Source organism: Paenibacillus sp. FSL H3-0286, assembly GCF_045040705.1.
In the GTDB taxonomy this organism is placed as follows: domain Bacteria; phylum Bacillota; class Bacilli; order Paenibacillales; family Paenibacillaceae; genus Paenibacillus_AQ; species Paenibacillus_AQ odorifer.
In genome coordinates, this window is record NZ_CP150285.1 from 3,842,298 (window position 1) to 3,865,541 (window position 23,244).

22 protein-coding genes are annotated in these 23,244 nt (G+C 43.2%); 3 read left to right on the forward strand and 19 right to left on the reverse strand.

The annotated features are described in order from the left end of the window. Window positions 1-24 precede the first annotated feature (24 nt). Both MHB37_RS17230 and MHB37_RS17235 read left to right on the forward strand, forming a co-directional pair. On the forward strand, window positions 25-1,254 hold the full coding sequence (locus MHB37_RS17230; RefSeq protein WP_076126659.1) for an aminopeptidase: 1,230 nt from the start codon (window positions 25-27) through the stop codon (window positions 1,252-1,254). A 227-nt stretch (window positions 1,255-1,481) separates the two neighbouring features. Further along, window positions 1,482-1,664: a hypothetical protein gene (locus MHB37_RS17235; protein WP_076126661.1), complete on the forward strand. Its 183-nt coding sequence runs from the start codon at window positions 1,482-1,484 to the stop codon at window positions 1,662-1,664. A gap of 74 nt (window positions 1,665-1,738) precedes the next feature. Here the strand turns inward: MHB37_RS17235 and MHB37_RS17240 are convergent, their stop codons facing one another. The 10 genes from MHB37_RS17240 to MHB37_RS17285 all read right to left on the reverse strand — a co-directional run bounded on the left by MHB37_RS17240 (window position 1,739) and on the right by MHB37_RS17285 (window position 10,580). Further along, entirely contained in the window at window positions 1,739-2,431 is a 693-nt protein-coding gene (locus MHB37_RS17240) for a hypothetical protein (RefSeq protein WP_341164784.1), read from the reverse strand. A gap of 25 nt (window positions 2,432-2,456) precedes the next feature. Next, window positions 2,457-3,029 (reverse strand): TetR/AcrR family transcriptional regulator, encoded by a 573-nt coding sequence (locus MHB37_RS17245; protein WP_076190237.1) that lies wholly within the window; start codon window positions 3,027-3,029, stop codon window positions 2,457-2,459. Then, window positions 3,030-3,746, reverse strand: coding sequence for an MBL fold metallo-hydrolase (locus MHB37_RS17250; protein WP_341164783.1), 717 nt, complete (start codon window positions 3,744-3,746; stop codon window positions 3,030-3,032). A gap of 119 nt (window positions 3,747-3,865) precedes the next feature. After that, window positions 3,866-4,333 (reverse strand): DUF6773 family protein, encoded by a 468-nt coding sequence (locus MHB37_RS17255; RefSeq protein ID WP_341164782.1) that lies wholly within the window; start codon window positions 4,331-4,333, stop codon window positions 3,866-3,868. Between the two features lie 2 nt (window positions 4,334-4,335). Then, window positions 4,336-4,539 carry a helix-turn-helix transcriptional regulator gene (locus tag MHB37_RS17260; RefSeq protein WP_036676881.1) on the reverse strand — a complete coding sequence of 68 codons (204 nt, stop codon included), beginning with the start codon at window positions 4,537-4,539 and terminating at the stop codon, window positions 4,336-4,338. Between the two features lie 1,579 nt (window positions 4,540-6,118). Next, window positions 6,119-6,721, reverse strand: a complete 603-nt coding sequence (locus MHB37_RS17265) for a nitroreductase (RefSeq protein ID WP_076099095.1) — start codon at window positions 6,719-6,721, stop codon at window positions 6,119-6,121. A gap of 222 nt (window positions 6,722-6,943) precedes the next feature. Further along, the gene (pstB, locus tag MHB37_RS17270) at window positions 6,944-7,720 is read right to left on the reverse strand and encodes a phosphate ABC transporter ATP-binding protein PstB (RefSeq protein WP_036687516.1); all 777 of its coding nucleotides are present in this window, start codon (window positions 7,718-7,720) and stop codon (window positions 6,944-6,946) included. A gap of 38 nt (window positions 7,721-7,758) precedes the next feature. Then, window positions 7,759-8,655: a phosphate ABC transporter permease PstA gene (gene pstA / locus MHB37_RS17275; protein ID WP_036687518.1), complete on the reverse strand. Its 897-nt coding sequence runs from the start codon at window positions 8,653-8,655 to the stop codon at window positions 7,759-7,761. Then, on the reverse strand, window positions 8,652-9,554 hold the full coding sequence (gene pstC, locus MHB37_RS17280) for a phosphate ABC transporter permease subunit PstC (protein ID WP_036687519.1): 903 nt from the start codon (window positions 9,552-9,554) through the stop codon (window positions 8,652-8,654). The genes pstA and pstC overlap by 4 nt, the downstream gene beginning before the upstream one ends. 90 nt (window positions 9,555-9,644) lie before the next feature. After that, window positions 9,645-10,580, reverse strand: a complete 936-nt coding sequence (locus tag MHB37_RS17285; RefSeq protein WP_076126671.1) for a phosphate ABC transporter substrate-binding protein PstS family protein — start codon at window positions 10,578-10,580, stop codon at window positions 9,645-9,647. A gap of 328 nt (window positions 10,581-10,908) precedes the next feature. On the opposite strand from MHB37_RS17285, the gene MHB37_RS17290 reads away from it, so the two are divergent. Further along, window positions 10,909-11,799 (forward strand): LysR family transcriptional regulator, encoded by an 891-nt coding sequence (locus tag MHB37_RS17290; protein WP_076306014.1) that lies wholly within the window; start codon window positions 10,909-10,911, stop codon window positions 11,797-11,799. A gap of 54 nt (window positions 11,800-11,853) precedes the next feature. Here MHB37_RS17290 and MHB37_RS17295 read toward each other — a convergent pair whose 3' ends face one another. The 9 genes from MHB37_RS17295 to MHB37_RS17335 all read right to left on the reverse strand — a co-directional run bounded on the left by MHB37_RS17295 (window position 11,854) and on the right by MHB37_RS17335 (window position 23,174). Then, a complete protein-coding gene (locus tag MHB37_RS17295) occupies window positions 11,854-12,843 on the reverse strand; it encodes a substrate-binding domain-containing protein (protein WP_339281065.1) in 990 nt (329 codons plus the stop codon). Further along, entirely contained in the window at window positions 12,840-14,624 is a 1,785-nt protein-coding gene (locus tag MHB37_RS17300) for a sensor histidine kinase (RefSeq protein ID WP_405168295.1), read from the reverse strand. The genes MHB37_RS17295 and MHB37_RS17300 overlap by 4 nt, the downstream gene beginning before the upstream one ends. Further along, complete coding sequence (locus MHB37_RS17305; protein WP_405168296.1) at window positions 14,621-16,231, reverse strand: response regulator; 1,611 nt, start codon at window positions 16,229-16,231, stop codon at window positions 14,621-14,623. Before MHB37_RS17305 ends, MHB37_RS17300 begins: the two co-directional genes overlap by 4 nt. 80 nt (window positions 16,232-16,311) lie before the next feature. Continuing rightward, entirely contained in the window at window positions 16,312-17,292 is a 981-nt protein-coding gene (locus tag MHB37_RS17310) for an ABC transporter substrate-binding protein (protein WP_076138730.1), read from the reverse strand. 60 nt (window positions 17,293-17,352) lie between these two features. After that, window positions 17,353-18,345, reverse strand: coding sequence for an ABC transporter permease (locus MHB37_RS17315; RefSeq protein WP_076279361.1), 993 nt, complete (start codon window positions 18,343-18,345; stop codon window positions 17,353-17,355). A 32-nt stretch (window positions 18,346-18,377) separates the two neighbouring features. Next, window positions 18,378-19,877 (reverse strand): sugar ABC transporter ATP-binding protein, encoded by a 1,500-nt coding sequence (locus MHB37_RS17320; protein WP_340396692.1) that lies wholly within the window; start codon window positions 19,875-19,877, stop codon window positions 18,378-18,380. A 225-nt stretch (window positions 19,878-20,102) separates the two neighbouring features. Next, window positions 20,103-20,948: a class I SAM-dependent methyltransferase gene (locus MHB37_RS17325; protein WP_076217755.1), complete on the reverse strand. Its 846-nt coding sequence runs from the start codon at window positions 20,946-20,948 to the stop codon at window positions 20,103-20,105. 32 nt (window positions 20,949-20,980) lie between these two features. Further along, entirely contained in the window at window positions 20,981-21,895 is a 915-nt protein-coding gene (locus MHB37_RS17330; protein ID WP_175618917.1) for a DMT family transporter, read from the reverse strand. Window positions 21,896-22,037: 142 nt separating this feature from the next. Then, a complete protein-coding gene (locus MHB37_RS17335; protein WP_339168032.1) occupies window positions 22,038-23,174 on the reverse strand; it encodes a zinc-dependent alcohol dehydrogenase in 1,137 nt (378 codons plus the stop codon). Between the last annotated feature and the right edge of the window lie 70 nt (window positions 23,175-23,244).

A 23,244-nucleotide genomic window follows, 5' to 3' on the forward strand; every position in this document is an offset into this window, starting at 1 on the left:
AGGATATTGGGAGGAATAGAAACTATGTTGGATTTCAAGCAAAAGCTGGAGAATTACGCATTGCTGGCCGTGAAGATTGGCGTTAATATTCAACCGGGTCAGACACTCGTTGTGAATGCAGATATTGTATCCGCAGAGCTTGTGCGACTTGTGGTTCGTAAAGCCTATGAAGCCGGCGCGAGACTTGTAAAGGTAAATTATAGTGATGAAGTTGTATTACGTACACGTTATGATCTTGCTCCATCCGATTCCTTCCTGGAGCCGCCGCAGTGGCAAGCCGATGAATTAGAGGATCTTGCTAAAAAGGGAGCCGCATTTCTAACCATTATCTCCGCTGACCCAGATCTTTTAAAAGGCGTTGAACCTGGAAGAATTGCCGATAATCAACGTATCTCTGGGCAGACCCTAGCACCTTATCGTGAGTACTTAATGGGGAATCATGCGAGCTGGAGCGGCCTTGCCTTCCCATCAGCCTCTTGGGCAGCAAAAGTGTTCCCTGACGCTCCATCAGAGCAGCAGGTTGAACTATTATGGGACGCCATCTTTAAAGCCACACGTGCGGATCAGGAAGATCCTATTGAAGCATGGAGCCGCCATTTAGATGGACTCAAAACTCGTTGCGCTTCCTTGAATGAAAGTAAGTTTCGCAAGCTGCACTATACAGCACCTGGTACAGATTTAACTATTGAGTTGCCGGAAGGACACATCTGGTGTCAGGCTGGAGCTGTGAACGGTAAGGGCGTCCCTTTCTTAGCCAATATTCCTACGGAAGAAGTGTTTACTGCCCCTCTGAAGTCTGGTATTAATGGTAAAGTGAGCAGCACTAAGCCACTTAGCTACGGCGGCAATCTAATCAATAACTTCACGCTGACCTTTGAGAACGGTAAAGTGATTGATTTTACTGCTGAAGAAGGCGCAGAAACTTTGGCATCACTAATCGCACTGGATGAAGGCTCTTCCTATCTTGGTGAAGTTGCTTTGGTGCCTTTCCACTCTCCGATTTCTGAGAGCGGTATTCTTTATTACACTACATTGTATGATGAGAATGCCTCCTGTCATTTGGCTTTAGGTGCAGCTTATGCCTTCACAATTCAAGAAGGAATTACGATGACTAAAGAACAGCTGTTGGAAAAAGGAATGAATCAAAGCCATACCCATGTTGACTTTATGATGGGCTCACCTGAAATGAATATTGACGGAATTAACGATGATGGAACAACAGTACCTATCTTCCGTAATGGGGATTGGGCTTAAGGTATAAACAACACCCGTTAGATCCTAGATAGAACCAACTTCAAACAACCCGCTTAGCTCTCTAATTAGAGAGTAAGCGGGTTGTTTTTGTTTTAACAGCAACATTTCAGGTGGTAAAATGCCCAAATTTGAATAAAAGTTCAATATTTGTTCACACTATTGTTGATTTCCGTTCACAAATATGTCACAATACAGTTAAGGATTGAATTTCCAAGGAGGGGATTATCATGTTGAGAGACCCAGTATCCAAAGAAGTTGACAGCCTCGAAGAAGAACAGCTAGAAATTCAACCACCGGTAGATTCAAGAATTGTTGCATCTAATGCTATTAAATACACTGCCTATGTTATGCTGCTTTTTGGATTCTTGTATTTCCTGATTGCTTACTTGGCGCCTATGTTGGAACCTTAATGTGATGGATATAATTTTATTGGAAAACGCTTACGGTTAATCACTCTCTATGGAGCAGTGATTAACCGTTTTTATTAATTCCATGAGAATGCTTTGTTTGTCCAAGCTATTGCTGTTGGCGACCATACCCCGTTCATCTTCGTTTGTATCCAAGCTATGGCCTCTTCTCTATCCCCTTCAAAAGCGGATAAACCGTTATCTGACATCCAGTGACTGACCGTCTCGAACGAGGTACTGCTCCAACCATTTACTTCACCTTCATCATTCAGGCGTTGCTTGATGCCTGAGATCACCATATCTAACGATCTTTGTAGCTCAGTAACCGCGTTATCGAAGGCTGTTTTCTTTTCTTTTGCCTTCATATCAGCCTCTGCCCGAAGTTTACGTGTATCAATGCCTTCATGTTCACGAACAATCTGCAGTAAGGTCACAGCTTCTTTACTAGCCAACCCATCCTTATACCGCTCTTCAATAGATTTGGTACTGCCTACTGCTGCTACAAATGCCGGAAACCACTCCCTTGAGACCAAAATAGCCTTTTTCTTAATAAACTTTCCGTATCCTGCAAGACCCTCACCTGGAAACTGCGCACGCCATGACCACGGATCTAAATCTGTTCCAGTATGCCAATTCTCGGGCTTAGTTAAGCCGTTTAAAGACGGGTGCCCGGGAATCAGCGCAGCAAGCGGTAAAATCCCCAATTTCGCAATAATCTCTGCTGTTTCCCCATAAGTGGTGACACTACCTTGTTCATATTCCTGACCCATTCGTTCATCATCTCCTAGATCTAATTTAATCTGATTTCATATTTCCAATTCCGGTTATAAAAGTGCTAATCAAGCGGGTTAGACTCTCGTTAGTATCGAGCGCCATACCAAATCCACCCTTTTGCTCCAAAGAGGCGAATCCATGTAGGATACTCCGTAATCCCCTTACGGCATGAAGTTCTCCTTCTTCACCTAATTGATAACTCTTCATCACCTGAATTATAAACTGCAAAATATGCTCACCAGCCGCTTCAAGCTCCGTGTTCTCCTGTTCAGGCGCTCGTAGTGTAGTCTCATACAAACCTGGTCTACTTCTAGCAAAATCCACATATGCTCGGCCCATCGCGTGTACAGCAGCATCTCCATTTAATCCCTCAGCTGCGTTCGACATGCATGTAAATAATAACTCTAAACCGTAAATTGCGAGCCCAGTCCGCAAATCCTGCAGGCCATTTATATGGTTATATAGTGACGGGGAACGAACACCTAGTTTAGCTGCTAGTGCAGCCAAGGTAACAGCTTCTATACCTTCAGCATCGGCAATTTCTGCTGCTCTAATCACTAGCGTGTGACGATCTAATCCTGCTCTAGGTGACATTTAATTACTCCTATCCTGAATCATTTGTGCCTTACGTATGGCTTTCTCCATCTCCTGCTTTGGCGCTTTAAGTAAGTTGCCGTGACCCACAGCAAGTAAAGCTGGAGAGAACTCTAGAAGCTTAATCGCACTATTCAGAGCTTGAGCTTTATTCCATGTAGCCATTGCTGGAAAAGGAAACAGGGGGATGATGGTTCCAGCCACCGCAGTTCCCCCGAAGGTCTGAAGAGCATCCCCCACGATTACAGCACCGCTGCGTGAATCAAGGAAAGACATAGAGCCGGGGGTATGTCCTGGAGTGTGAATCGCTGATAATGAGCCAATGGTATCCCCTTCGTGGAGAAGGACGTCTGGCTTGGTAGCTATCTTCTTCGGCACACCTCCCTTAATAGGGGTCTGAGGTTCTCCTTCCCGAAGTGAACGATCTCCACGTAGTAATGCCGAATCTCGCTCAGAGATGTACACCTGAGCCTCTGGACGTTGCTTTTTCAGTCCATCCAGTGCCCCAATATGATCATCATGCGCATGCGTTAAGATTATGCGTGTAAGCTTCTTATTTAGCTTCGCTTCGGTCTCCATAATTCCTTTTAGACTAAATGGCATAGCGGCATCTATTAAAGTCAATCCATCGTTTTCCTCAATAATGTAACAATTCACTGGAAAAAAATTAGGCATCCAAGTCAACTGCAATAAATGACCTTCACGTGTTACTCTCATACTTACCCCTCCGATAAACTAATGGTATTAGCTTAAATATAAACTAATAACATTAGTTTTGCAAGAGGTGGTTATCTTTAATCTTTAATCTTTAATCTTTAATCTTTAATCTTTAATCTTTAATTCTCAATGTTCTTGTCAGCATTTTTGTTGGATTTATTAATTATGTACCACATCGCCCAAGTGATCCCTATGAAAAAAACAACCGCCCCCACGAGAGTACTCGATATATTTTTTCTAATATCCACTTCTCCCGCTTCTCTAAAATCAAGCAAAAATGTTAGCGTGGCCCAAATAATCGTGCTGATAACTCCCGATATTAGATGAATCTTCTTAAACCGTTTGAGTTCTCCTTCCTTACTTGGCAGCAGGTATATCCCATCTTTGACACAACGAACGGTAACATACAAGCAACCTAACAGCATAATCCCAAAAGTATCAACCCAATATTTGATGTCCCACTCCAGGATAAATACTTTTACCAAAAGGCTAATCATAAATCCCACTAACACAATCAACAATCCGTGCGTACTAAACTTCTGAATTTCTGTGATAATTCGTTCGTCTTTAATCTTTGGCCCTTTCACAACTAATCCTCCCAAAAAATATCGTTTAATGACGTATCTAACGCCTTGCAGATGGCTATGCACAGCTTAATCGTTGGATTATAGTTACCAGCTTCAATCAGGCCGATCGTCTGCCGTGTAACCCCTACAACTTCCGCTAACTGTTCTTGGGAAAGATTCTTTTGGATCCTAGCCAGCTTCAACTTGATGTTTTTGTTCTCTCCCACTCCATAACCCCTTTTAATGTTTGTCATGCATTCCATTTTCCACCATTGTAATCTATATCGGTCATTATGTACATTATATATTGCATTTAATTGGTGGGATCAACGTTTGACTTTAGGATCGACGTGTCATATTAGGATCGACGTTTCTTATTAAGATCAACGTTTCATATTAGGATCCAGACTTCATTTTCCATTCCCTCTCCGTCAGGAAATACTTTCTCCCCACCGTTGGATCAAATGGTGAAGAGTGATTGTAACTGAGTCCATAGCCAGTCAGTTGCGATGCCTAACTCGCCGCCTTTGCTAGTATGTAAGCACACTTTTGCCAATGGTTCGGACTCAGATGACCTTATTTCTCCAATTCGCACTTTTTAGGCGAGCTATCGGACCCAATTGCAGCTATTTACTCATAACCAAACAGATTCTGCGCCTCTACAAGGTAATAAGAGCTATGCGGTCCGATACATCTGCAAAATGACTCAAAAAACTCAAATAGCTGCAATACGGTCCGTAACATACTGAGGGTCTTTAGTTAGTTTGGGTTATTCGCCTACTTGAGCCTACTTGATCTTCAATAGCTTCATTAGCTTCAATAGCTTCATCAAATTCTTGAGGTTATCTTGGCTCTTTTTACTTTTTTGACTACTTTTGTGACTTGAGTTTCTTTGCTTACTTGGGTTAATTCGGTAACTTGGACATCATTGGTTTGGTTCTTAGGTTACTTTGGGTTCTTGCGCGATTTGAACTATCCCCCATGCTTGTGAACACACTTTTGCCGATGGTTCGGACTCAGTTGATCTTATTTCACCATTTCAAACGTTTTAGGCGAGCTATCGGACTCAGATGCAGCTATTTACTCAAAACCACACTGATTCTACGACGTTACATGGTAATAAGAGCTATGCGGTCCGATACATCTGCAAAATGACTCAAAAAGCTCAAATAGCTGTTATACGGTCCGTAACATACTGAGGGTCTTTAGTTAGTTTGGGTAGTTTAGGTTAGTTTGGAGTTAGTTCACATATTCGCCGTTGCATCGGACTGAGGAGTCCTTATTTCGTAGATTTGCAGCTAATTGACGTGCTATCGGACCCAGTTACAGCTATTTACTCATAACCACACCAATTCTGCACAGTTGCATGGTCATAAGAGCTATGCGGTCCGATAGATCGGCAAAATGACTCAAAAAGCTCAAATAGCTGCAATACAGTCCGATACGGAGATTTGTAGGAAGCCCACAAGAGGTCAGTAGGAGGTCAGTAAGAGGTCAGTAGGAAGCCCGCAGAAGGTCAATAGGAGATCACTAGGAAGTAAGTAGAAGGTTGAGCCACATAAGCAGAGGACCAGCAGCGAAACGTGATCAGCACCCAGCAGCCCTTCCCCCCTCACCCGACTACGGCTAGTCTAAGCAACAAAAAAAAGCATCCCTAAGGATACTTTTGATAATTCGACGCTTATGATCTTTCGATACTTTTGATCTTTCGACGCTTTTTCGATACTTTTGATCTTTCGATAATTATGATCTTTCGATCTTTTTGATCTTTCGCCGCTTTTAATATACGAATGCCTTCGACTTTCCTTATTCCACTACGCCATTCTCTGGATAGAAGTCTACGATCTTCAGCAGCTCCGAAGCGTCTGTGCGTGGACGGCTGTCAGGTACAGTCTCCGGATATCCGGCATGGATCATGGCTACAATTTTTTCGCCGGGCTTCACACCAATTTTAGTGCGGAATTCAGGGTTGTTGATGTATGGATCAGTCTTCCAAATCGTTCCTACACCTTGCTCCCAAGCTGCGAGCTGGAAGTTCTGTACAAGTGCGGACGCTGCTGCAAAATCCTCGTCCCACTCTCTCTGCCGAGGATCTTCAGGCATCACTACGATTACTGTTAATGGAATATTCGAGATATATTCTTTACGTTTAGCAGCCACTTCTGGATCAGCTATAGCACGTTTTACAAAAGCAAATGCAGATTCAGCTAGGAATTTCGAACCTTCCCCTTGAAAAGCAATAAATCTCCACGGCTCACGCACACCATGATTCGGTGCCCATACCGCTACATTTAATAATTCCTCTAAAAGGCCTTGTGGAAGTGGATCTTTTTTAAAAAGCTTAATCGAGCGTCGTTCTTTTATTATTTCGGCCACACTATTCTGTTGAGTCTGTTGAGATTGCGTCATAAGATCCACTCCCTATTATAGTAATAATGATAATCATTATCACAAATGATACAGCATCTTTCTACCTTTTGCAAATAACAGGTAACCATTCGAATCACAGGTAATTTCATTTAAAAACAACCGATATACTTCGCAGAAACTTTCGGATGTTATTGTTTCTCTGCATATTAACTCTTGAATTCACAAAAAAACACCGTTCCCGAAGGAACGATGTTCACAGCTTCAGCCGAATCGGCCCATGATATATTCTTGCGTCATTTGATTCTCTGGATTGGTAAAGACTTTATCCGTCTTATCATATTCGACAAGGGAGCCTAGATAAAAGTATGCGGTATAATCAGAGATCCGAGCTGCCTGTTGCATATTATGTGTCACAATAACGATGCGAAGCTCTTCTTTTAACTCCTTGATTAGCTCCTCTACTTTACCTGTGGAGACCGGGTCTAGAGCTGATGCTGGTTCGTCCAAGAGTAGGATTTGCGGGTTAACCGACAACGCTCTAGCAATACAAAGACGCTGCTGTTGTCCACCGGAAAGTGCAAGCGCTGAATCTTTTAAACGATCCTTTACCTCATCCCACAATGCTGCTTTGCGAAGACTGCTCTCAACAATCTCATCAAGAGCCTTTTTACCTTTAATGCCATGATACTTAGGTCCAAAAGCGATGTTATCGTAAATCGATTTATAGAACGGATTTGGCTTTTGCCATACCATCCCGATCTTCTGACGCAGCTTAATCACATCCGTACCCGGAGCATTAATATCCACTCCATCAATCCAGATGCTTCCTTTTGTTTTTGAGCCAGAAATTTCGTCATTCATCCGGTTCAAAGAACGAAGAAAGGTTGATTTACCGCAGCCGGAGGGGCCGATCAGTGCAGTAACCGTATTTTCAGCAAATGGAAGGCTTATCCCCTTTACTGCCTCATATGTTCCGTAAAAAATACTCAGGTCTTCGGTTTGAAAAGATTCACGCACTGCTGTTGCCGACGTTCCCATCGATTACTCCTCCTACATCTCTACTTTAATTTGTATGATTAGTTCATTCTTTTTGAAGCTGTAAGCTTACGATAAATAAATCTTCCGAAATAACGTGCTGCCAGATTGAAGATTAACACCATAATTACAAGCACCGCCGAAGCTCCCGCAGCAATTTGTGCAGCATCTGGAGCTAGACCTTCACTGTTGACCTTCCAAATGTGGACAGCCAGCGTTTCCGCTGGACGGAAGGGATTCAGTGGTGAATTCGCACTAAGTGGATTCCAGTTAGTGAAATCTAATCTTGGACTACTCATCCCTGCTGTGAACATCAACGCAGCTGCTTCCCCAAAGACACGGCCAGCGGACAAGATAGTACCTGTAATAATTGTAGGTAATGCTACCGGAAACAACACCGAGGTAACAATTTTCCACTTTGACAATCCTAGTGCAAAACCGGCCTCTTTTTGTTGTTTTGGAACACTACGGAAAGCTTGCTCTGTAATCCGCACCATCAGCGGTAGATTAAAGACCGTCAATGCCAGCGCACCGGAGATTAAGGAGAAGCCTAGATTGAAATAGTTAACAATCAGCAATAGACCAAACAAGCCGACTACGATGGAAGGAAAAGATGACAATACTTCAACAATCAAGCGAATAAAGCCGGTAATCTTACCGGGACGAGCATATTCCGCCATATAAATACCGGCACCCAGTCCAAGCGGAACTGTAATAATAAGTGTCAGTACCAACAGGAATAAGGAGTTAAATAGCTGCGGTCCGATCCCTCCACCTGCACGAATCTTTTGCGGTGCGGAGAAAAGAAAATCCCAACTGATATGGCTTAAGCCTCTAAAGAGGATATATCCCAAAAGTCCAAGTAGAATGGCAACGATGAGCATCGCGAAAAATACAATAAGACTGGTGGCAATTTTATTTACGGTTCTCGGCTTCAAATTTTATTTCTCCTTTCAAGCATTCTCACAAAGAAGACAAATACGAAAGTCATCAACATGAGAACCAGTGCCATACTCCACAGTGCATTATTGTGAGGTGAGCCCATGGTCGTGTTCCCCATACCGAGTGTGATCACACTGGTCAAGGTAGAAGCTGACTCAAAGAGTGATTTTGGTACGAATGGCGCGTTCCCGATAACCATTTGTACAGCGAGTGCTTCACCGAAAGCACGAGCCATTCCCAATACAATCCCTGTCATTATGGCAGGAAAGGTTGTTGGAATAATCACCCGCGAAATCGTCTGCCACCGGGTGGCACCAAGCGCATAGGAAGATTCTTTTAAGTTTTGCGGCAATGAAGCCAGCGCGTCTGCAGCCACGCTTGTAATCGTCGGAAGAATCATTACCGAGAGCACAAGCGCGCCTGCAGCTACCCCGATGCCTTGGCCCGGCAGGTTGTTGCGTAAAAACGGTACAATTACACTTAATCCGATGAAACCATATACTACCGAAGGAATCCCTGCCAAAAGCTCAATAACAGGTTGAAGTAATTTTTTGCCCCACCCTGGAACAATCTCAGTCATAAATAACGCAGCGCATAAGCTAAGTGGACTAGCAATCAATGCGGCAAGCAAAGTAACCAGGAAGGAACCCGAGATAAATGGAAAAGCTCCGAAGGAAGGCGTATCCGCTTCAGGCGACCACTTTGTACCGAAGAGAAATTCAGAAACTGTAGCATTGCCACTTGTGAAGGTTGAAATTCCTTTAGACGCTACAAAATATACCATCGATACAATGATTGTTATCAACAGTAATACACAGAAGGACATATAAGTACGTCCAACAAAATCTTCAATATGATGTTTTTCGAATCGTGAGTTCTTTAGTTTCACCCTCAATTGCTCCCTCTTTCTAAAGTGAAAAGAGAGGCAGATGTATCCGCCTCTAATCACTTGAGATTCTAATCAATAACATTGCCTAGAATTAAATTACTTAGCGGTAACAGTTCCTGCAACGTCGCGAACAACTTGCATTTTAACAGCTGGGATGTATCCAAGTTCAACAACTTCACCTGTTTGCACTTCGTCAGTTAAGAAAAAGTCGAGGAATGCTTTTACTGTTGCATTAGGTTCACCATTTGTGTACATATGCTCGTAAGCCCATACTGGGTATTTACCAGAAACAACATTGTCAACAGATGCTTCTACACCGTCAAGACTAAGTGTTTTAATGGAATCATCCAGGTAAGAAAGAGCAAGGTATCCGATTGCCCCTGGAGTTTCACCGATCATTTTCTTAACCGTACCGGAGGAATCTTCTTGAATCGAACCTGGGATATCTTCTGTTTTGGTTCCAAGTGCAAAGCTTTCAAAGGTAGCACGAGTACCGGAGCTGCCTGGACGGTTGATGATTTGGATTTTTTGATCCGCTCCGCCGACTTCAGACCAGTTAGTGATTTTACCAGTGAAAATGTCCACCAGTTGTTGTTTAGTCAAGCTATCCACACCAGCATCAGGATGAGATACTGCTGCGATCGCTACTACTGCTACTTGATGATCTACGAGTGCTGCTGCTTTTTCCGCATCTGCATCTTTTAATTTTTCTTCTGCGAATACGTCAGAGTTTCCGATATCTACTTGTTTCTCAGCTACTTGAGTAAGACCAGTACCACTGCCACCGCCTTGAACTTGAATGTCCACGCCAGTGTTTTTATCCATGAAATTCTCTGCTACCAGCTCAACCAAGGGTTGTAATGCTGTTGAACCTGAAGCCAGAATCGAACCACTTATTTCAGCGCCGCCGCTTCCTTCGTTAGTTGCTGCAGCGTTTCCTCCTGTGTTGTTTGCCCCGCCGTTACCGCAAGCCGATAGTGCCAGTACGCTTGTTAAAGCCAAAGTCATGATCCATGATTTTTTGAATTGCATTGTTTTGTCTCCTCCTAAATGGTTTGTTAGCATGGCTCCCTGATCAGTTCATACCAAACTGGCTTCGAAAGCTTTAACATGGTGTTGTGGAGCTTGGCCCCCATATGCATGGTTACTGTAAAAGTTCATCAAACGCATATGTTATATGTTGTCCGGGACTTCTTGGCCCCTCTGACTCTTCTTATTCTAGAGCTCGTTCGTTAGAGAAACTTCTTATCTTTGTAAAGCGAACGAAAAAAATACCAATATAAAGTGTATATCTGTATAGATATAATCTATAATGGAGATATAATTTATAATCCAACTTAGCATTATGTGGAGGAAAGTCATGAATATTATGAAATTGAACATCGTAGTTCTAATTGAAAAATATAAAAAAGTAACCGATGTAGCCGCAGAATTAGGCCTTAAACAACCTACTGTATCTTTTCATATGAAGAATCTGGAGGCTGAGCTCGGAACCCCTCTATTTCTTTACCGAAGCGGAAGAGTACTGCTTACGGATGCTGGACGAGCCCTTTATCAATACGCCCTCAAAATCGTCTCTCTCACAGCAGAAGCTGAACGCACAGTTAAACAATTTTCTTCCCCCTCAAAAGGAATATTAGAGCTGGAAGCCAGTTTTATTCCTGCAACTTATATTTTACCTAATGTGTTAATCCAATTCATGAAACTCTATCCGGGGATTAACAACTCTTTGACTGTTCAAAGCGATGCTTTGTTACGTGAGCGTCTCCGTAGTCGGGATATTCAGATGGCCATTTTACATACTGCGGATTGGCAGGACGAATCTTTTGATTTTCAGCTTATTGTCCGTGATGAACCTGTCCTAATTTTTGCAACTGGTCATCCATTTGAAGGCCTAGAGAAATTAACACCTGAACTAATTGCCAATGAGCCGTGGATTCAGCATGAGCAAGGATCTTGTTTACGAGGGTATGCCGATCAATGGGCACAATTCAATCAAATCCGTTTATGGAACCGATCCGAGTTGAATTCTCCAGAAGTGATTAAGCAGTTAGTTAGCGGGAGTGATTGTGTTGGTATTTGTTCTAAAGCGGCGGTTAAAGCTGAGATTGAGCTAGGCAAGCTTAGCTATGCTAACCTGCCAGGGATTCTGCCTGAAAGCGGCGGGTTTGTGCTCGGCTGGCGTAAAGATCATATTTTAACACCGTTGCAGCAATCCTTTGTTGATATAGTAACGACTCTTGATCTTTAAAAAAACAAGGAAGCTTCTAAAGCCGCAAACGGTTTTAGAAGCTTCCTTGTTCATTTATTCTATAAAAGGAAACATTAATTTCTCATTTTCACTTAAATACATATTCTCCTTCGTGATGATCACGGAGCCTGTATCTATTATCCGTTCCACTTTCTCACCCTCAACAGCTTCAATCGCCGTCTTCACAGCTAAGTACCCCATATTAAAAGGCTTCTGCATTACCGTGCCAAGCAAGATCCCTTTTTCGAGGAGCTTCACCTCATTGCTAGAATTGTCGAACCCAAATAATTTCACTTTGTCCTGAAATCCCATATCCATAATCGCCTGCCCAGCACCTAGTGTAGAAGGTTCATTAAGACCTATTATCCCCTTTAGATTTGGCTCGTCCTTTAGTAAACCAACAGTTAACTGGTACGCTTTTCGCACGGAACCATCACTGTATAATGTAGGCTGCACATCATGAACTCCATTCTCTAAAAGGGCATCACGAGCCCCTCTTTCCCTCTCAATTGCGGTGGCAGAGCCTTGTACAAAGTTAACGATAGCGACTTTATCCTCTGGATCGATATATTTTCTTAACTCCTGTCCTGCCTTACGTCCTGCTTCATAATTGTCTGTAGCAATAAAGCTCTCTGATACACCACCGCTTAAGCCCGAATCTACAGTAATAAGCGTAATGCCAGCTGATTTGATCTTTTCCGCGATTGGAATGAGGCGATAATAATCCGTAGCAGATAAAATAATGGCGTCAGGCTTTTCCTTAATTGCTTGCTCCAGCAGTTCTATCTGTTGATCTACATCAAGCTCTGTATCCGTTCCAATCGTGCGAACCTCTGCGCCGAACTCCTTAGCCGCAGTTGCCACACCTTGTTTCATCACTTCCCAGAATTCAATACTGCTATCGATAGTCTTGGGCACATAAATAATGGTCCTAACCTTTGCGTCAAGCTCATTTGTAAACATACGATAGGCTAATGAACCCAAAGTAACAATGAAGAGCAGTAGCAGAGTATACAGGCCAATTTTTGACCGTAAAGCGCTCATTGACTCTCCTCCTCATAAATCACAGGTATTCGTAAAGTGGCCGTCGTTCCTTCCTCCATCTCGCTTGCAAAAGACAAACCGTATTTCACACCGAAATACAGCTGGACACGATGGTTCACATTCGCGACACCTACACCGCTGCCAGTCTTGAAATCTGATTTTTGCAGCAGTACCTTACCCATCTGCTCTTCATCCATCCCAATACCGTCATCAATGACCTGTACGATAATATCGTTCTGTTCTTGTCTTGCTCGGATCAGAATGTGCCCTTGCTCAGGATTATGTTTTATGCCGTGATAGATCGCATTTTCAACCAAAGGCTGAAGTACCATTTTTAAAATGCTGCAGGTTAGGATATCTTCTTGTACCTCTATGGAATAAGTGAATTTATTACGATAACGCATGTTCTGAATCGTTAAATAGTGCCGAATATGCTCTAATTCTTTGGCCAGCGGAATCAATTCCTCACCCTCACCAATTGTTGAACGAAGCAGCTTGGATAGAGATGAAGTCATCTCAACCACTTCCTCCATCTTTCCTGTCTCTGCCATCCAAATAATCGAATCAAGTGTATTGTACAAAAAGTGAGGTTTAATCTGCGCTTGCAGTGCCTTCAGTTCACTCACACGTTTCATCTCTTGCTCCAGAACGATCTGTCCCATTAACTCTTTAATCTTCATCATCATGAGATTAAACGTACGAGCAAGCTTGCCGATTTCATTCGTGCTCTCAATCTCCACGCGTATGTCGAACTCTCCACGTTCCGCTTTTTTCATATTCAGCTCCAAATTCTTCAGGGGTTTGGTCAGTGCGTAAGAGAGAAATATCGATATAGCCATAGCAAAAATCAAACTAATTGCTCCCCATAAGGCGGCGGTTCCTTGCATACGTTGCTTGTTCGCGACCAAATCATCCGGATAAGTGACTCCAACTATTTTCCAGCCAAAGCTGGTAGTGTCCACAGTGTACAGTTTCTGATCATTCCCCGTGTTAACCGTAACAGATCCACTCTTGATCCCAAGGACCGTCTCTAATTGTTCGAACTTGAGCTGGGAGTAGATCAACTGCTGTTGTGGATGATAGACAAGGCTACCTGCGGGATCGACGATAAAAACATAACCTCGTTTTCCCAGTTCGATTTGTTTACATAGATTATTAATTACACTGTAATTGAGATCTACGAGCAGTACACCTTGTTGATCCGCTTCCGTCATAGCATTCGCATTCGAGAGTTTTCGGCTGATCGAGACTACCCACCGGTATTCATCTTGAAAGATGTGCTGCACATGAGAGGAAGAAACTGCAACGTCTAATTGATTCATAGCTTTTTGATACCAATCTTGAGCTATTAGTTCAGGAAGCGGTTTCAAAACAGCATGCTGTCGATCCGAAACGGTCATGCCATCTGAGCCTGCATATAATATAGAGGAAATATCCGAGCGGGATTGAACCACTGACCGGAGATAATGACTGGCAAGCAGTTTATTCTTAAGTGCCTCTTCTTTATCTAAATTCGAGCCTTTTATATACTTCTCTAGATCACTGCTAGTTAACACCAGAGCGGCTATGCTCTCCATATTGCCAATGTAATTCTCGATATTCAGTTTTACTTGTTCTATTAACTGTGAAGTATAGGCTACAGAATTGCCCTTGACCGCGGCTGAGGACAGGCGATAGGAAGTATAACTCAGGACAATAGTTGTGCAGAGGATAAGAAGTGAAAAGGAGACAGCAATATTAGTATGAATACTTCGGCTGCGGAAAAAGCGCTGTGATCTCATAGAGAGAGATTCTCCTTCTGCCGGTGTCGATATTCCTTCGGTGTGCTTCCTACATTACGTTTAAAAATAACACTAAAATACTGTGGATCAGCATAACCAACTCTGGCAGCGATATCATATGTCTTCAACTGTGTGACCGTAAGGAGTTCTTTTGCTTTTTCCAAACGGAGTCGAGTCAGATACTCTATAAATGTTTCACCGGTGTGCTGTTTAAAAGTTGCACTGAAATAACTGATGCTCATAAAAATATGGCTACACAGCTCATTGAGTGAAAAGCTGTCATTACAATAATTCTCGCGAATATAAGCTTCTGCGGCTTGCATCTGAGAAGTCCGAACCGTTGTTCTCTGTTCCGATAGTTTAAGTATCAGCGCATGGCAAGTCCTCTCCAGATAATTCCTTGCTTCATCTAAAGTCTTAAGCGCAGCAACCTCTGCAAACATATTATGCGAAACAACTACTGTATTTGGGAAGCCGATGTCGACCACATAGTTCATCAAAGAAACCAGCAGCTGATAGATGCTGCTACGGCAGCCTTCTATAGAGGAGGTATTACTTTTAAGCTCCTGAAACCACTTCAACAGAATTTCCGATACAGCAGAAGCTTTACCTGTCTTTAAAGCGGATATAAATTGCTTTTCCCATGAGGTGAAATGCGCCTGATCCAATCCCTTGCCAAACTCAAGATCCTGTATGGAGATAACTTTATCTATGCCTAAAAGGTAACGATATTCTATGGAGGAGACCGCTTCTTGGAAGGATAGTGGAATTTGTTGCAAAGTATTATATTTTCTACCGATGCCTATGGTGGATGACAGCTTCAAATATTTATTTAAGCTACTCTGGACTTGCTCTGCAAGAAGCTGCGTTGCTACTTCTAACGTCTCCGAATTGCCGGATCTTATCGCAGCGATTTTTCCATCTCTCGTCTGGAATACCACTCCCTCTTGCTCTTTCTCCAGCTGCTCTTGAACAATGTTAAAGGCGCCGAAACGCAGTAGCTCTGCATCAAAAGCTAGGTCCTGGCTTCGTTTCTCCAGTTCTATATCTATAACGAGCGCAAGGTACACTTGACCCTGCAACGGAATATGAAAATAACTCAATTTTTTCTCGATTTCTTCGCTTTTCATTCGAGTAGTTACCAGCTGCTCCAAAAATCGTTCCCGCAGCAATGGAAGACTCTGACTAAGTTGCATACGAAGCTTAACTAAATTCGCTTTTTGTAGATGCTCTTCATCTAATTCCTGCTTCATCTTACTTAGAAATTCAGCAAACTCACGTGCATTAATCGGTTTTAATAAGTACTCAGTCACCTTCAGTGTTATGGCCTGCTTCGCATATTCGAAGTCTTCATATCCAGTGACGATAATGACCTTCATATCCCGGTACCTATCCATCACAGCTCTGGCCAATCCCAGTCCATCCATAAAAGGCATACAAATATCAGTAATAATTACGTCAGGCCGATGCTGCTCGATTGCTTCCAGTGCATCTCTGCCATTATCGAAATCACCAACCAGCTCAAACCCATATTTACTCCATGTAATCTTCTGTTTGATCCCTTCACGAACCTCATCTTCATCATCAACCAGAATTATTTTATACATCCAACACCTCCACAACTTTGAACTTATCAGCATAAGCATAATAGAGGCCGCCTACGTGAGGCAACCTCAATTATTAAACTCTATTCGTATAGTAGAGGTTTGATCTCATCGGAATCCATATTGTTTTTATCATACCAGTGGAACCCCGTGTCGATGTTCTTTTCAACCGCTTCCCCTTTAATCGCTTGCACAGCTGCCTTCACAGCTTGATAGCCAATACCAATGGGGTCTTGTGTAACAGCACCAGCCACAACACCACTGCGGATAGCATCCATCAACTGCTTGCCAGAATCAAAGCCGACGACTACGATCTTACCATTCATTTGCAATTCATTAACTGCATTAGCCACACCTACAGCAGAGCCTTCATTAGAGCCATAGATTCCTTTCAGATCCGGATTTGCCTGCATCATCGCTTTCGCAAGGTCTGTGGACTTTAACTGATCTCCACCTCCATATTGCGGCTCTAACACTTGAATATCCGGATATTTTGCTTTCATTTGTTCCAAGAAGCCATCGCGACGCTGTTGCCCTGTGCTGCTCGTTTGGTCATGTATGACAAGGCCCACTTTACCTTTCTTGCCAATCAGTTCAGCCATTTTATCTGCGGCCAAAGCAGCTGCTGCTTTATTGTTAGTCGCTGCTGTTGCTACAGGGATATCACTGTCTACACCAGAGTCAAAGCCGATGACCGGAATCTTATTTTCCTTTGCCTTTTCTAGATAAGGAATCGCAGCTTTGCTGTCCAGTGCAGCAAGCGCAATTGCAGCTGGCTTCTTATCGAGAGCGGTTTGCAGCATCTCAATTTGTTTATCCACCTGACTCTCATTTTCTGGACCTTCGAAGGTAATCTCAACATCAAACTCCTTAGCAGCTTTCTCCGCTCCTTGCTTTACCGCTTGCCAGAATTGATGCTGGAACCCTTTTGATATGACTGGAATGTATGGTTTGTCTGAACCGGATGCACTTTTGTTACTATCATTGTTGTTACATGCACTCAGCAAAGTAGTGACTAACAATAGACTGGCAAGCATAATAAACCCTCTACGACGCAGTTTCATTTGAATCTTCCCCCTCGTCATTTGCTTTGTATATCACTCCGGATGGAGATCATACCAAGTTTATTGCTTACGGCGGCGTAGAATATCAGCGTAAACCGCAATGATGATTACAACACCGACAATGACCGTCCGCCATTCCTGAGCCACGGACATAATCTGTAAGCCATTCGTCAGCACACTCATAATCAGTGCGCCAATAATCGTGCCTAGAATAGAACCTACACCTCCACTTAAGGAAGTTCCGCCAATGACCACTGCCGCAATAGCCTCTAGTTCATAACCGGTGCCCAGTGATGGCTGTGCTGAATTCAGACGTGATGCCATCAGGATACCTGCGATTCCACTAAAAATCCCTGTAATGGAATAGATAATAATCTTCCATTTGACTGTGTTCACACCTGATAAGCGAGTAGCTTCTTCATTACTGCCAAGCGCGAAGTTGTAACGCCCAATAATCGTCTTAGACAAGATTATGCTTGCGATCATACCGAGTAATAAGAAGATAACGATGGTGTTGGGTATACCGGGGATCATTTTACCCATGGCGATCTTGGCGAAGATCGGATCATCGTTGAAATATATAGGTTTGGCACCGGTGATGACAAGCGACAAGCCTTTGGTGACCATCATAATCGCCAGAGTGGCGATGAAGGGTGGAATGTTCATCTTCGCCACCATCAAACCGCTGACAAAGCCACACAGTGCTCCAGCCAGAATCCCACCTACAATGCCTACCGGGACGGGCAGACCCCAGAATGTAATAATGACTCCAACCATAACAGATGAGAATGTCATTACAGTACCGAGAGCAAGGTCGATGCCGCCCGTAATAATAACAAAGGTAGCTCCAAGCGCTAATACTCCGATTACAGCTGTAGAAACTAGAATTCCGACAAGATTTGAGAATTGAAAAAAGTTGCTGGAGGATAAAGAAAATACGATGACCAATATGATCAGACTGGCAAATGCCAATATTTTTTGTTTGAATCCGGATTGCCCTCCCGATTGCTTCATACCCGCTGGCTGACTAATCTCTTTATCCGCGATCTTCATAGTCCTGACACCTCCGGTTAACTCTTGAACAGTTATGAACGTTTCGTCGCATATTTCATAATCGCCTCCTGCGATGCTTCTTCTGCGGGGAGTTCTCCTGTTATACGCCCTTCACACATAATGATAATCCGGTGGCTCATTCTTAGAATCTCAGGAAGATCTGAAGAAATGATAATGATCGCCTTCCCTTCGCTCGCAAGCTGATCCAGCAGCTTATAAATTTCACTTTTCGCGCCTACATCAATACCTCGTGTGGGCTCATCGAAGATGAGTACATCACAGTCTCTAGTCAACCACTTGCCGATGACCACTTTCTGTTGATTACCTCCGGACAGAAACTTAACCTTTTGACCTACACTTGGAGTTTTGGTGGCTAGCGCTTCAACATGCTGCTCCGCTGAGCTTCGCATCTCCCGCTCCTTCATCCAGCCAAATGAATTACGGAATTTATAAAAGGAGGCAATCGCATTATTCATGCTGATATCCATATCCACAAGCAATCCGAAACGTTTGCGGTCTTCGGACAAATACCCAATACCATGCTGTACCGCTTGATGTGGCTGACGTATCCGAACCGATTTTCCATGGAGCATAATTTCACCCTCATCGATGGGATCGGCACCAAATACGGCACGTACAACCTCGGTACGTCCAGCTCCCATTAAACCAGCGAAGCCCAAAATCTCACCTTTATACAGATGAAAGCTAATATCCTTGAACGCATGCCCTCTAGAAAGCTTCCGAACTTCTAAGACAACTTGCTGAGTCTGTTTCGCAATCGTTGGTTTCGACGTTTGATATAATTCACGTCCAACCATCATGCTGATGATCTGATCAATCGTTATTGAATCGGTACGAACGGTATCTACATAACAACCATCACGCATAACTGTAATGCGGTCTGTAATTCGCTTCAATTCATCCATGCGGTGAGAGATATAAATAATTCCCACACCTTTATCTCGTAGCTGCTCAATCATTCGAAATAACTCGTTAATTTCTGTATCTGTTAACGCGGCGGTTGGTTCATCCATGATCAATACCTCGGCTTGGAAAGACAAGGCTTTAGCGATTTCAACCATTTGCTGATTAGCAACGGTCAGGTCTGATACCAAAACTCTGGGATCCAGCTTCAGATTCATTTGATCAAACAGTACCTGAACTTTTCGGTTCATCTCCACATCATCAACGAACCATTTCAGACCTTTTCGCGGCTCTCGTCCAATGTAAATGTTCTGGGCGACTGTAAGATGAGGCATTAAATTCAATTCCTGATGGATGATACTAATTCCAAGCTCCTGTGCTTCACGGGTATTAACAATCTCCACTTCATTTCCCTTGTACCACATTTGACCAGCATCCTTGGAATAGACACCTGTCGCAATCTTCATAAGGGTAGACTTGCCAGCGCCATTTTCTCCTACTAACGCATGAACTTCCCCACGCTTCAGCTCAAATTGACATTCATTCAAAGCATGAACACCTGGGAAAAACTTGTTGATTCCCTCCATACGAAGCAACACTTCGTTCATTTTGATATCCACCTCAAATTCTTTGAGAATGCCTTAACCCTTAAAGTAATCGCTTTCAATCCGGAATGTAAAATCATTGTATTCCCTATAAGTTGCCATTGTAATGGAATAATCTCCGTAAAAAAGTTTAAAATTTTATGTTTTACATACAAAAAAAGCTGAACCGAGAGCACCTCAGTTCAGCACAAATGTTATACCCTAAAAATCACATGTCAGCGAACCCTCCTAAAGGCTTGCGCCATTTCCAGCCACCAATGTGAAGGTCTTAGGAATTCCCTTATCATACACGTCGGAAGATAGATTAGGTTCTTCTACTAATTGGCGGATCACTAGTCCGCTATTAGCTGCTGCGGTTACAATTTCTCCGAGTGTCCAGCGGCGCCAATACACAACACTATGCTCTTGTTCACCTGCTGGTTTACCTGTGGAAGGCAAATACTTGGAATAGGATACCTTCTTCTCTTCCAATGAAGAGTCAAAATAATCTCCGTTTACTTTGTGTTTGCGTACCTTCGCAGTAGATCCCTTCGAGGAAATAAGCTTGGTCGTTACCGGATGAAAATCGCGGAGTACAAATACGCCTCCAGGAGATAGCAATCGGCGAGCCGTTTCCATGAATAGTGTAAGGTTGGTAAAGTAATGAACAATTCCTAACTCTGCAAAGACGATGTCATATGAACCATCAAGGACGTCTTCTGGCAGCTTAAGAATATCTGAGACGATATAGGTTAGTGGTACCCCTGCTTCTTGGGCAAGATCAGCCGCATATCGCGCATTGGCTTCCGAGAAGTCAGCAACCGTTACTTCCGCACCTAGTAATGAGAGTGCCACGGCCTTCATCCCGTTTGAGCCCATTAAATTCATCATTTTCTTACTCTTCACCTCTCCAAAAAAAGAAAGGAGCGGGTGAAGCTTTGCACTTGGTTCCTTTATTAATTTTGCAGCTGCTTCTGACGGTGTACCAAACCGAGTTACCCAAGCGGTATAAGTATCTTCGTTCCAAAGCTCTTCGCTTGTTGGCACAGCGTTTTTTTCTGCCTGATTATTTGAATATTGATTCTGCTCTTCCATCCATTGCTACCCCTTTATGTGTAAAATATCTGTTATGAAGCATTCTGAATGGCATCAGCCATCCGGATAGTTTTCCTTCTTCCCGCGTACAAATATACTGCGAGGCCAATCATAACGAGCAGCCCACCTGCCCATTGTAAGGTTGTTAGCTGCTCACCCAAGAGTAAATACGCTAAGATACTGGCACCCACTGGTTCTCCTAAAATGTTCATTGAAACCGTAGTCGCGGATACATATTGTAGTAACCAATTAAACAAAATATGGCCAAACACCGTTGGCACCACTGCTAACAATACAAAGATTCCCCATTCCTTGGCCGGATAATTAAAAAAGGAAATCCCCATGAACAGATTGTATACGGCAAACACGCCAGCGGCTGATAAGAAGACAATCAAGCTATATAAGTAAGAGGGCATGCGCACCACTAGCTTTTGACCGATCAGCATATGTACAGCTACCGCGACAGTGCCTCCGACCGATAATAGATCACCTTTTAGATTATCCGCAGAGATGCCGATATCACCCCAGCCGATAAACACGACACCGCCAATCGCAATGCCAAGCCCTAGAATAGCGGACAGAGCTGTCTTTTCCTTATACAAAAAATAAACACCCAGCATAATAAATACAGGCTCCAGCGCCATGATCATTGTTGAACTAGCTACCGAAGTATACTTCAATGATCCCATCCATAGCAAAAAGTGCAGCGCAAGCATTGCGCCTGAGAGGATGAGCATTAGCCAGTCTTTTTTACGAAGAGCAAAAGCAGCTCCACTATAGGGTCTTGCAAAAGGTAGCATCAGCAGTGAGGTAAATAATAATCTGTACATGCCTTGTATAGATGCAGGTGCATCAGACCATTTAATAAAAATGGCGGAAAAGGAGATGGCCACAATCCCTATCAACATTAATAGTGGAATCGGAAGTGGCGGTTTTTTAAGTTTCACATGTTACGCGTCCTTTCAATATCTTAAGTCACTTATGTTAATTTAACGCAGACCGTGAAAAAATGCATCTATTTTCATAAGATTTCACTAAAAAAAGCACAAGCAATGTCATTTCTGACGAAAGCTCATGCTTCTTAAAAGGCTACGGCTTCAGAACAACCTTGATGCAATCCTCTTTTTTCTCACTAAAAACGTCATAGCCATGCTCCGCTTTACTAATTGGCAGGCGATGCGTAATGATATCTGTAGGATCAAATTTATTTTCTTTAATCATCTTATACAGCAACGGCATATAGTGAATCACCGGCGCTTGTCCCATTTTTAAAGTAATGTTGCGTTCAAATAGATGACCCAAAGGGAACATATTGTAATTAAGCCCATAAACTCCCACAAGCTGAATAGTTCCGAATTTACGTACGATATCCGAGGCCATTCTAAATGCACTGAGTGAGCCTCCCTGTAGCTTCAGAGTGGTTTCCACTTTCTCCAAAGCAGATATTTTGGCATCTAAACCTACACAGTCAATAACTACATCTGCGCCCCCATGTGTTATCTCCTTCAAATGAGCTTCAATATCCTTGATCTCTTCGAAATTATAAACTTCAACATTATTGGTCAGCTTCGCATGCTGCAGACGATAGCCAATATGATCAACCGCAATGACTCTTGAGGCACCTTTGATCCAGGCAAACTTCTGAGTAAGCAGTCCAACAGGACCGCAGCCGAGAACAATGACTGTATCCCCTGGCTTCACTCCGCCGCTTTCTACTCCCCACCAAGCAGTAGGCACAATATCAGATATGAAAAGAATTTTCTCATCTTCCATTTCTGCATCCTCAGGAACGACAAAAGGGCCGAAATTACCATAAGGAACCCGCAGCAATTCAGCTTGTCCGCCTGCAAAGCCCCCATAAGTATCGGAATAACCAAGATAACCGCCTGTGTCCTTGGCGTCATTAGCATTGTCGCATTGGCTCTCCATCTCATGCTTGCAGAAAAAACACTGCCCACAGGCGACATTAAAGGGGATGATGACTCGGTCACCTTTTTTGACTTTAGTTACATCAGGTCCCACTTCCTCAACTATCCCCATCGGCTCATGACCAATAACATAATCATCATGCATACCTGGTATTTCCCCGTTATAAATGTGCAGATCCGAGCCACAAATCGCCGTAGTGGTAATCCGAACAAGGATGTCATCTTTTTTCTCAAGCGTCGGATCAGCTACTTCTTTAACTTTCACTTTTTTCTTCCCTTGGTAGGTTAGTGCTTTCATGCTGTTAATCCGCTCCTTTGGAGATGGTCTAGAGATATAATTTTCATGCCTTTCTATGTTATATCCCTAA

Excerpts from the sequence above, each read along its gene's own strand:
- MHB37_RS17230 (WP_076126659.1), top strand. The coding sequence starts at position 25 with ATGTTGGATTTCAAGCAAAAGCTGGAGAATTACGCATTGCTGGCCGTG.
- MHB37_RS17235 (WP_076126661.1), top strand. The coding sequence starts at position 1,482 with ATGTTGAGAGACCCAGTATCCAAAGAAGTTGACAGCCTCGAAGAAGAA.
- MHB37_RS17240 (WP_341164784.1), bottom strand. The coding sequence starts at position 2,431 with ATGGGTCAGGAATATGAACAAGGTAGTGTCACCACTTATGGGGAAACA.
- MHB37_RS17245 (WP_076190237.1), bottom strand. The coding sequence starts at position 3,029 with ATGTCACCTAGAGCAGGATTAGATCGTCACACGCTAGTGATTAGAGCA.
- MHB37_RS17250 (WP_341164783.1), bottom strand. The coding sequence starts at position 3,746 with ATGAGAGTAACACGTGAAGGTCATTTATTGCAGTTGACTTGGATGCCT.
- MHB37_RS17265 (WP_076099095.1), bottom strand. The coding sequence starts at position 6,721 with ATGACGCAATCTCAACAGACTCAACAGAATAGTGTGGCCGAAATAATA.
- pstB (WP_036687516.1), bottom strand. The coding sequence starts at position 7,720 with ATGGGAACGTCGGCAACAGCAGTGCGTGAATCTTTTCAAACCGAAGAC.
- MHB37_RS17285 (WP_076126671.1), bottom strand. The coding sequence starts at position 10,580 with ATGCAATTCAAAAAATCATGGATCATGACTTTGGCTTTAACAAGCGTA.
- MHB37_RS17290 (WP_076306014.1), top strand. The coding sequence starts at position 10,909 with ATGAATATTATGAAATTGAACATCGTAGTTCTAATTGAAAAATATAAA.
- MHB37_RS17295 (WP_339281065.1), bottom strand. The coding sequence starts at position 12,843 with ATGAGCGCTTTACGGTCAAAAATTGGCCTGTATACTCTGCTACTGCTC.
- MHB37_RS17300 (WP_405168295.1), bottom strand. The coding sequence starts at position 14,624 with ATGAGATCACAGCGCTTTTTCCGCAGCCGAAGTATTCATACTAATATT.
- MHB37_RS17305 (WP_405168296.1), bottom strand. The coding sequence starts at position 16,231 with ATGTATAAAATAATTCTGGTTGATGATGAAGATGAGGTTCGTGAAGGG.
- MHB37_RS17310 (WP_076138730.1), bottom strand. The coding sequence starts at position 17,292 with ATGAAACTGCGTCGTAGAGGGTTTATTATGCTTGCCAGTCTATTGTTA.
- MHB37_RS17315 (WP_076279361.1), bottom strand. The coding sequence starts at position 18,345 with ATGAAGATCGCGGATAAAGAGATTAGTCAGCCAGCGGGTATGAAGCAA.
- MHB37_RS17320 (WP_340396692.1), bottom strand. The coding sequence starts at position 19,877 with ATGAACGAAGTGTTGCTTCGTATGGAGGGAATCAACAAGTTTTTCCCA.
- MHB37_RS17325 (WP_076217755.1), bottom strand. The coding sequence starts at position 20,948 with ATGGAAGAGCAGAATCAATATTCAAATAATCAGGCAGAAAAAAACGCT.
- MHB37_RS17335 (WP_339168032.1), bottom strand. The coding sequence starts at position 23,174 with ATGAAAGCACTAACCTACCAAGGGAAGAAAAAAGTGAAAGTTAAAGAA.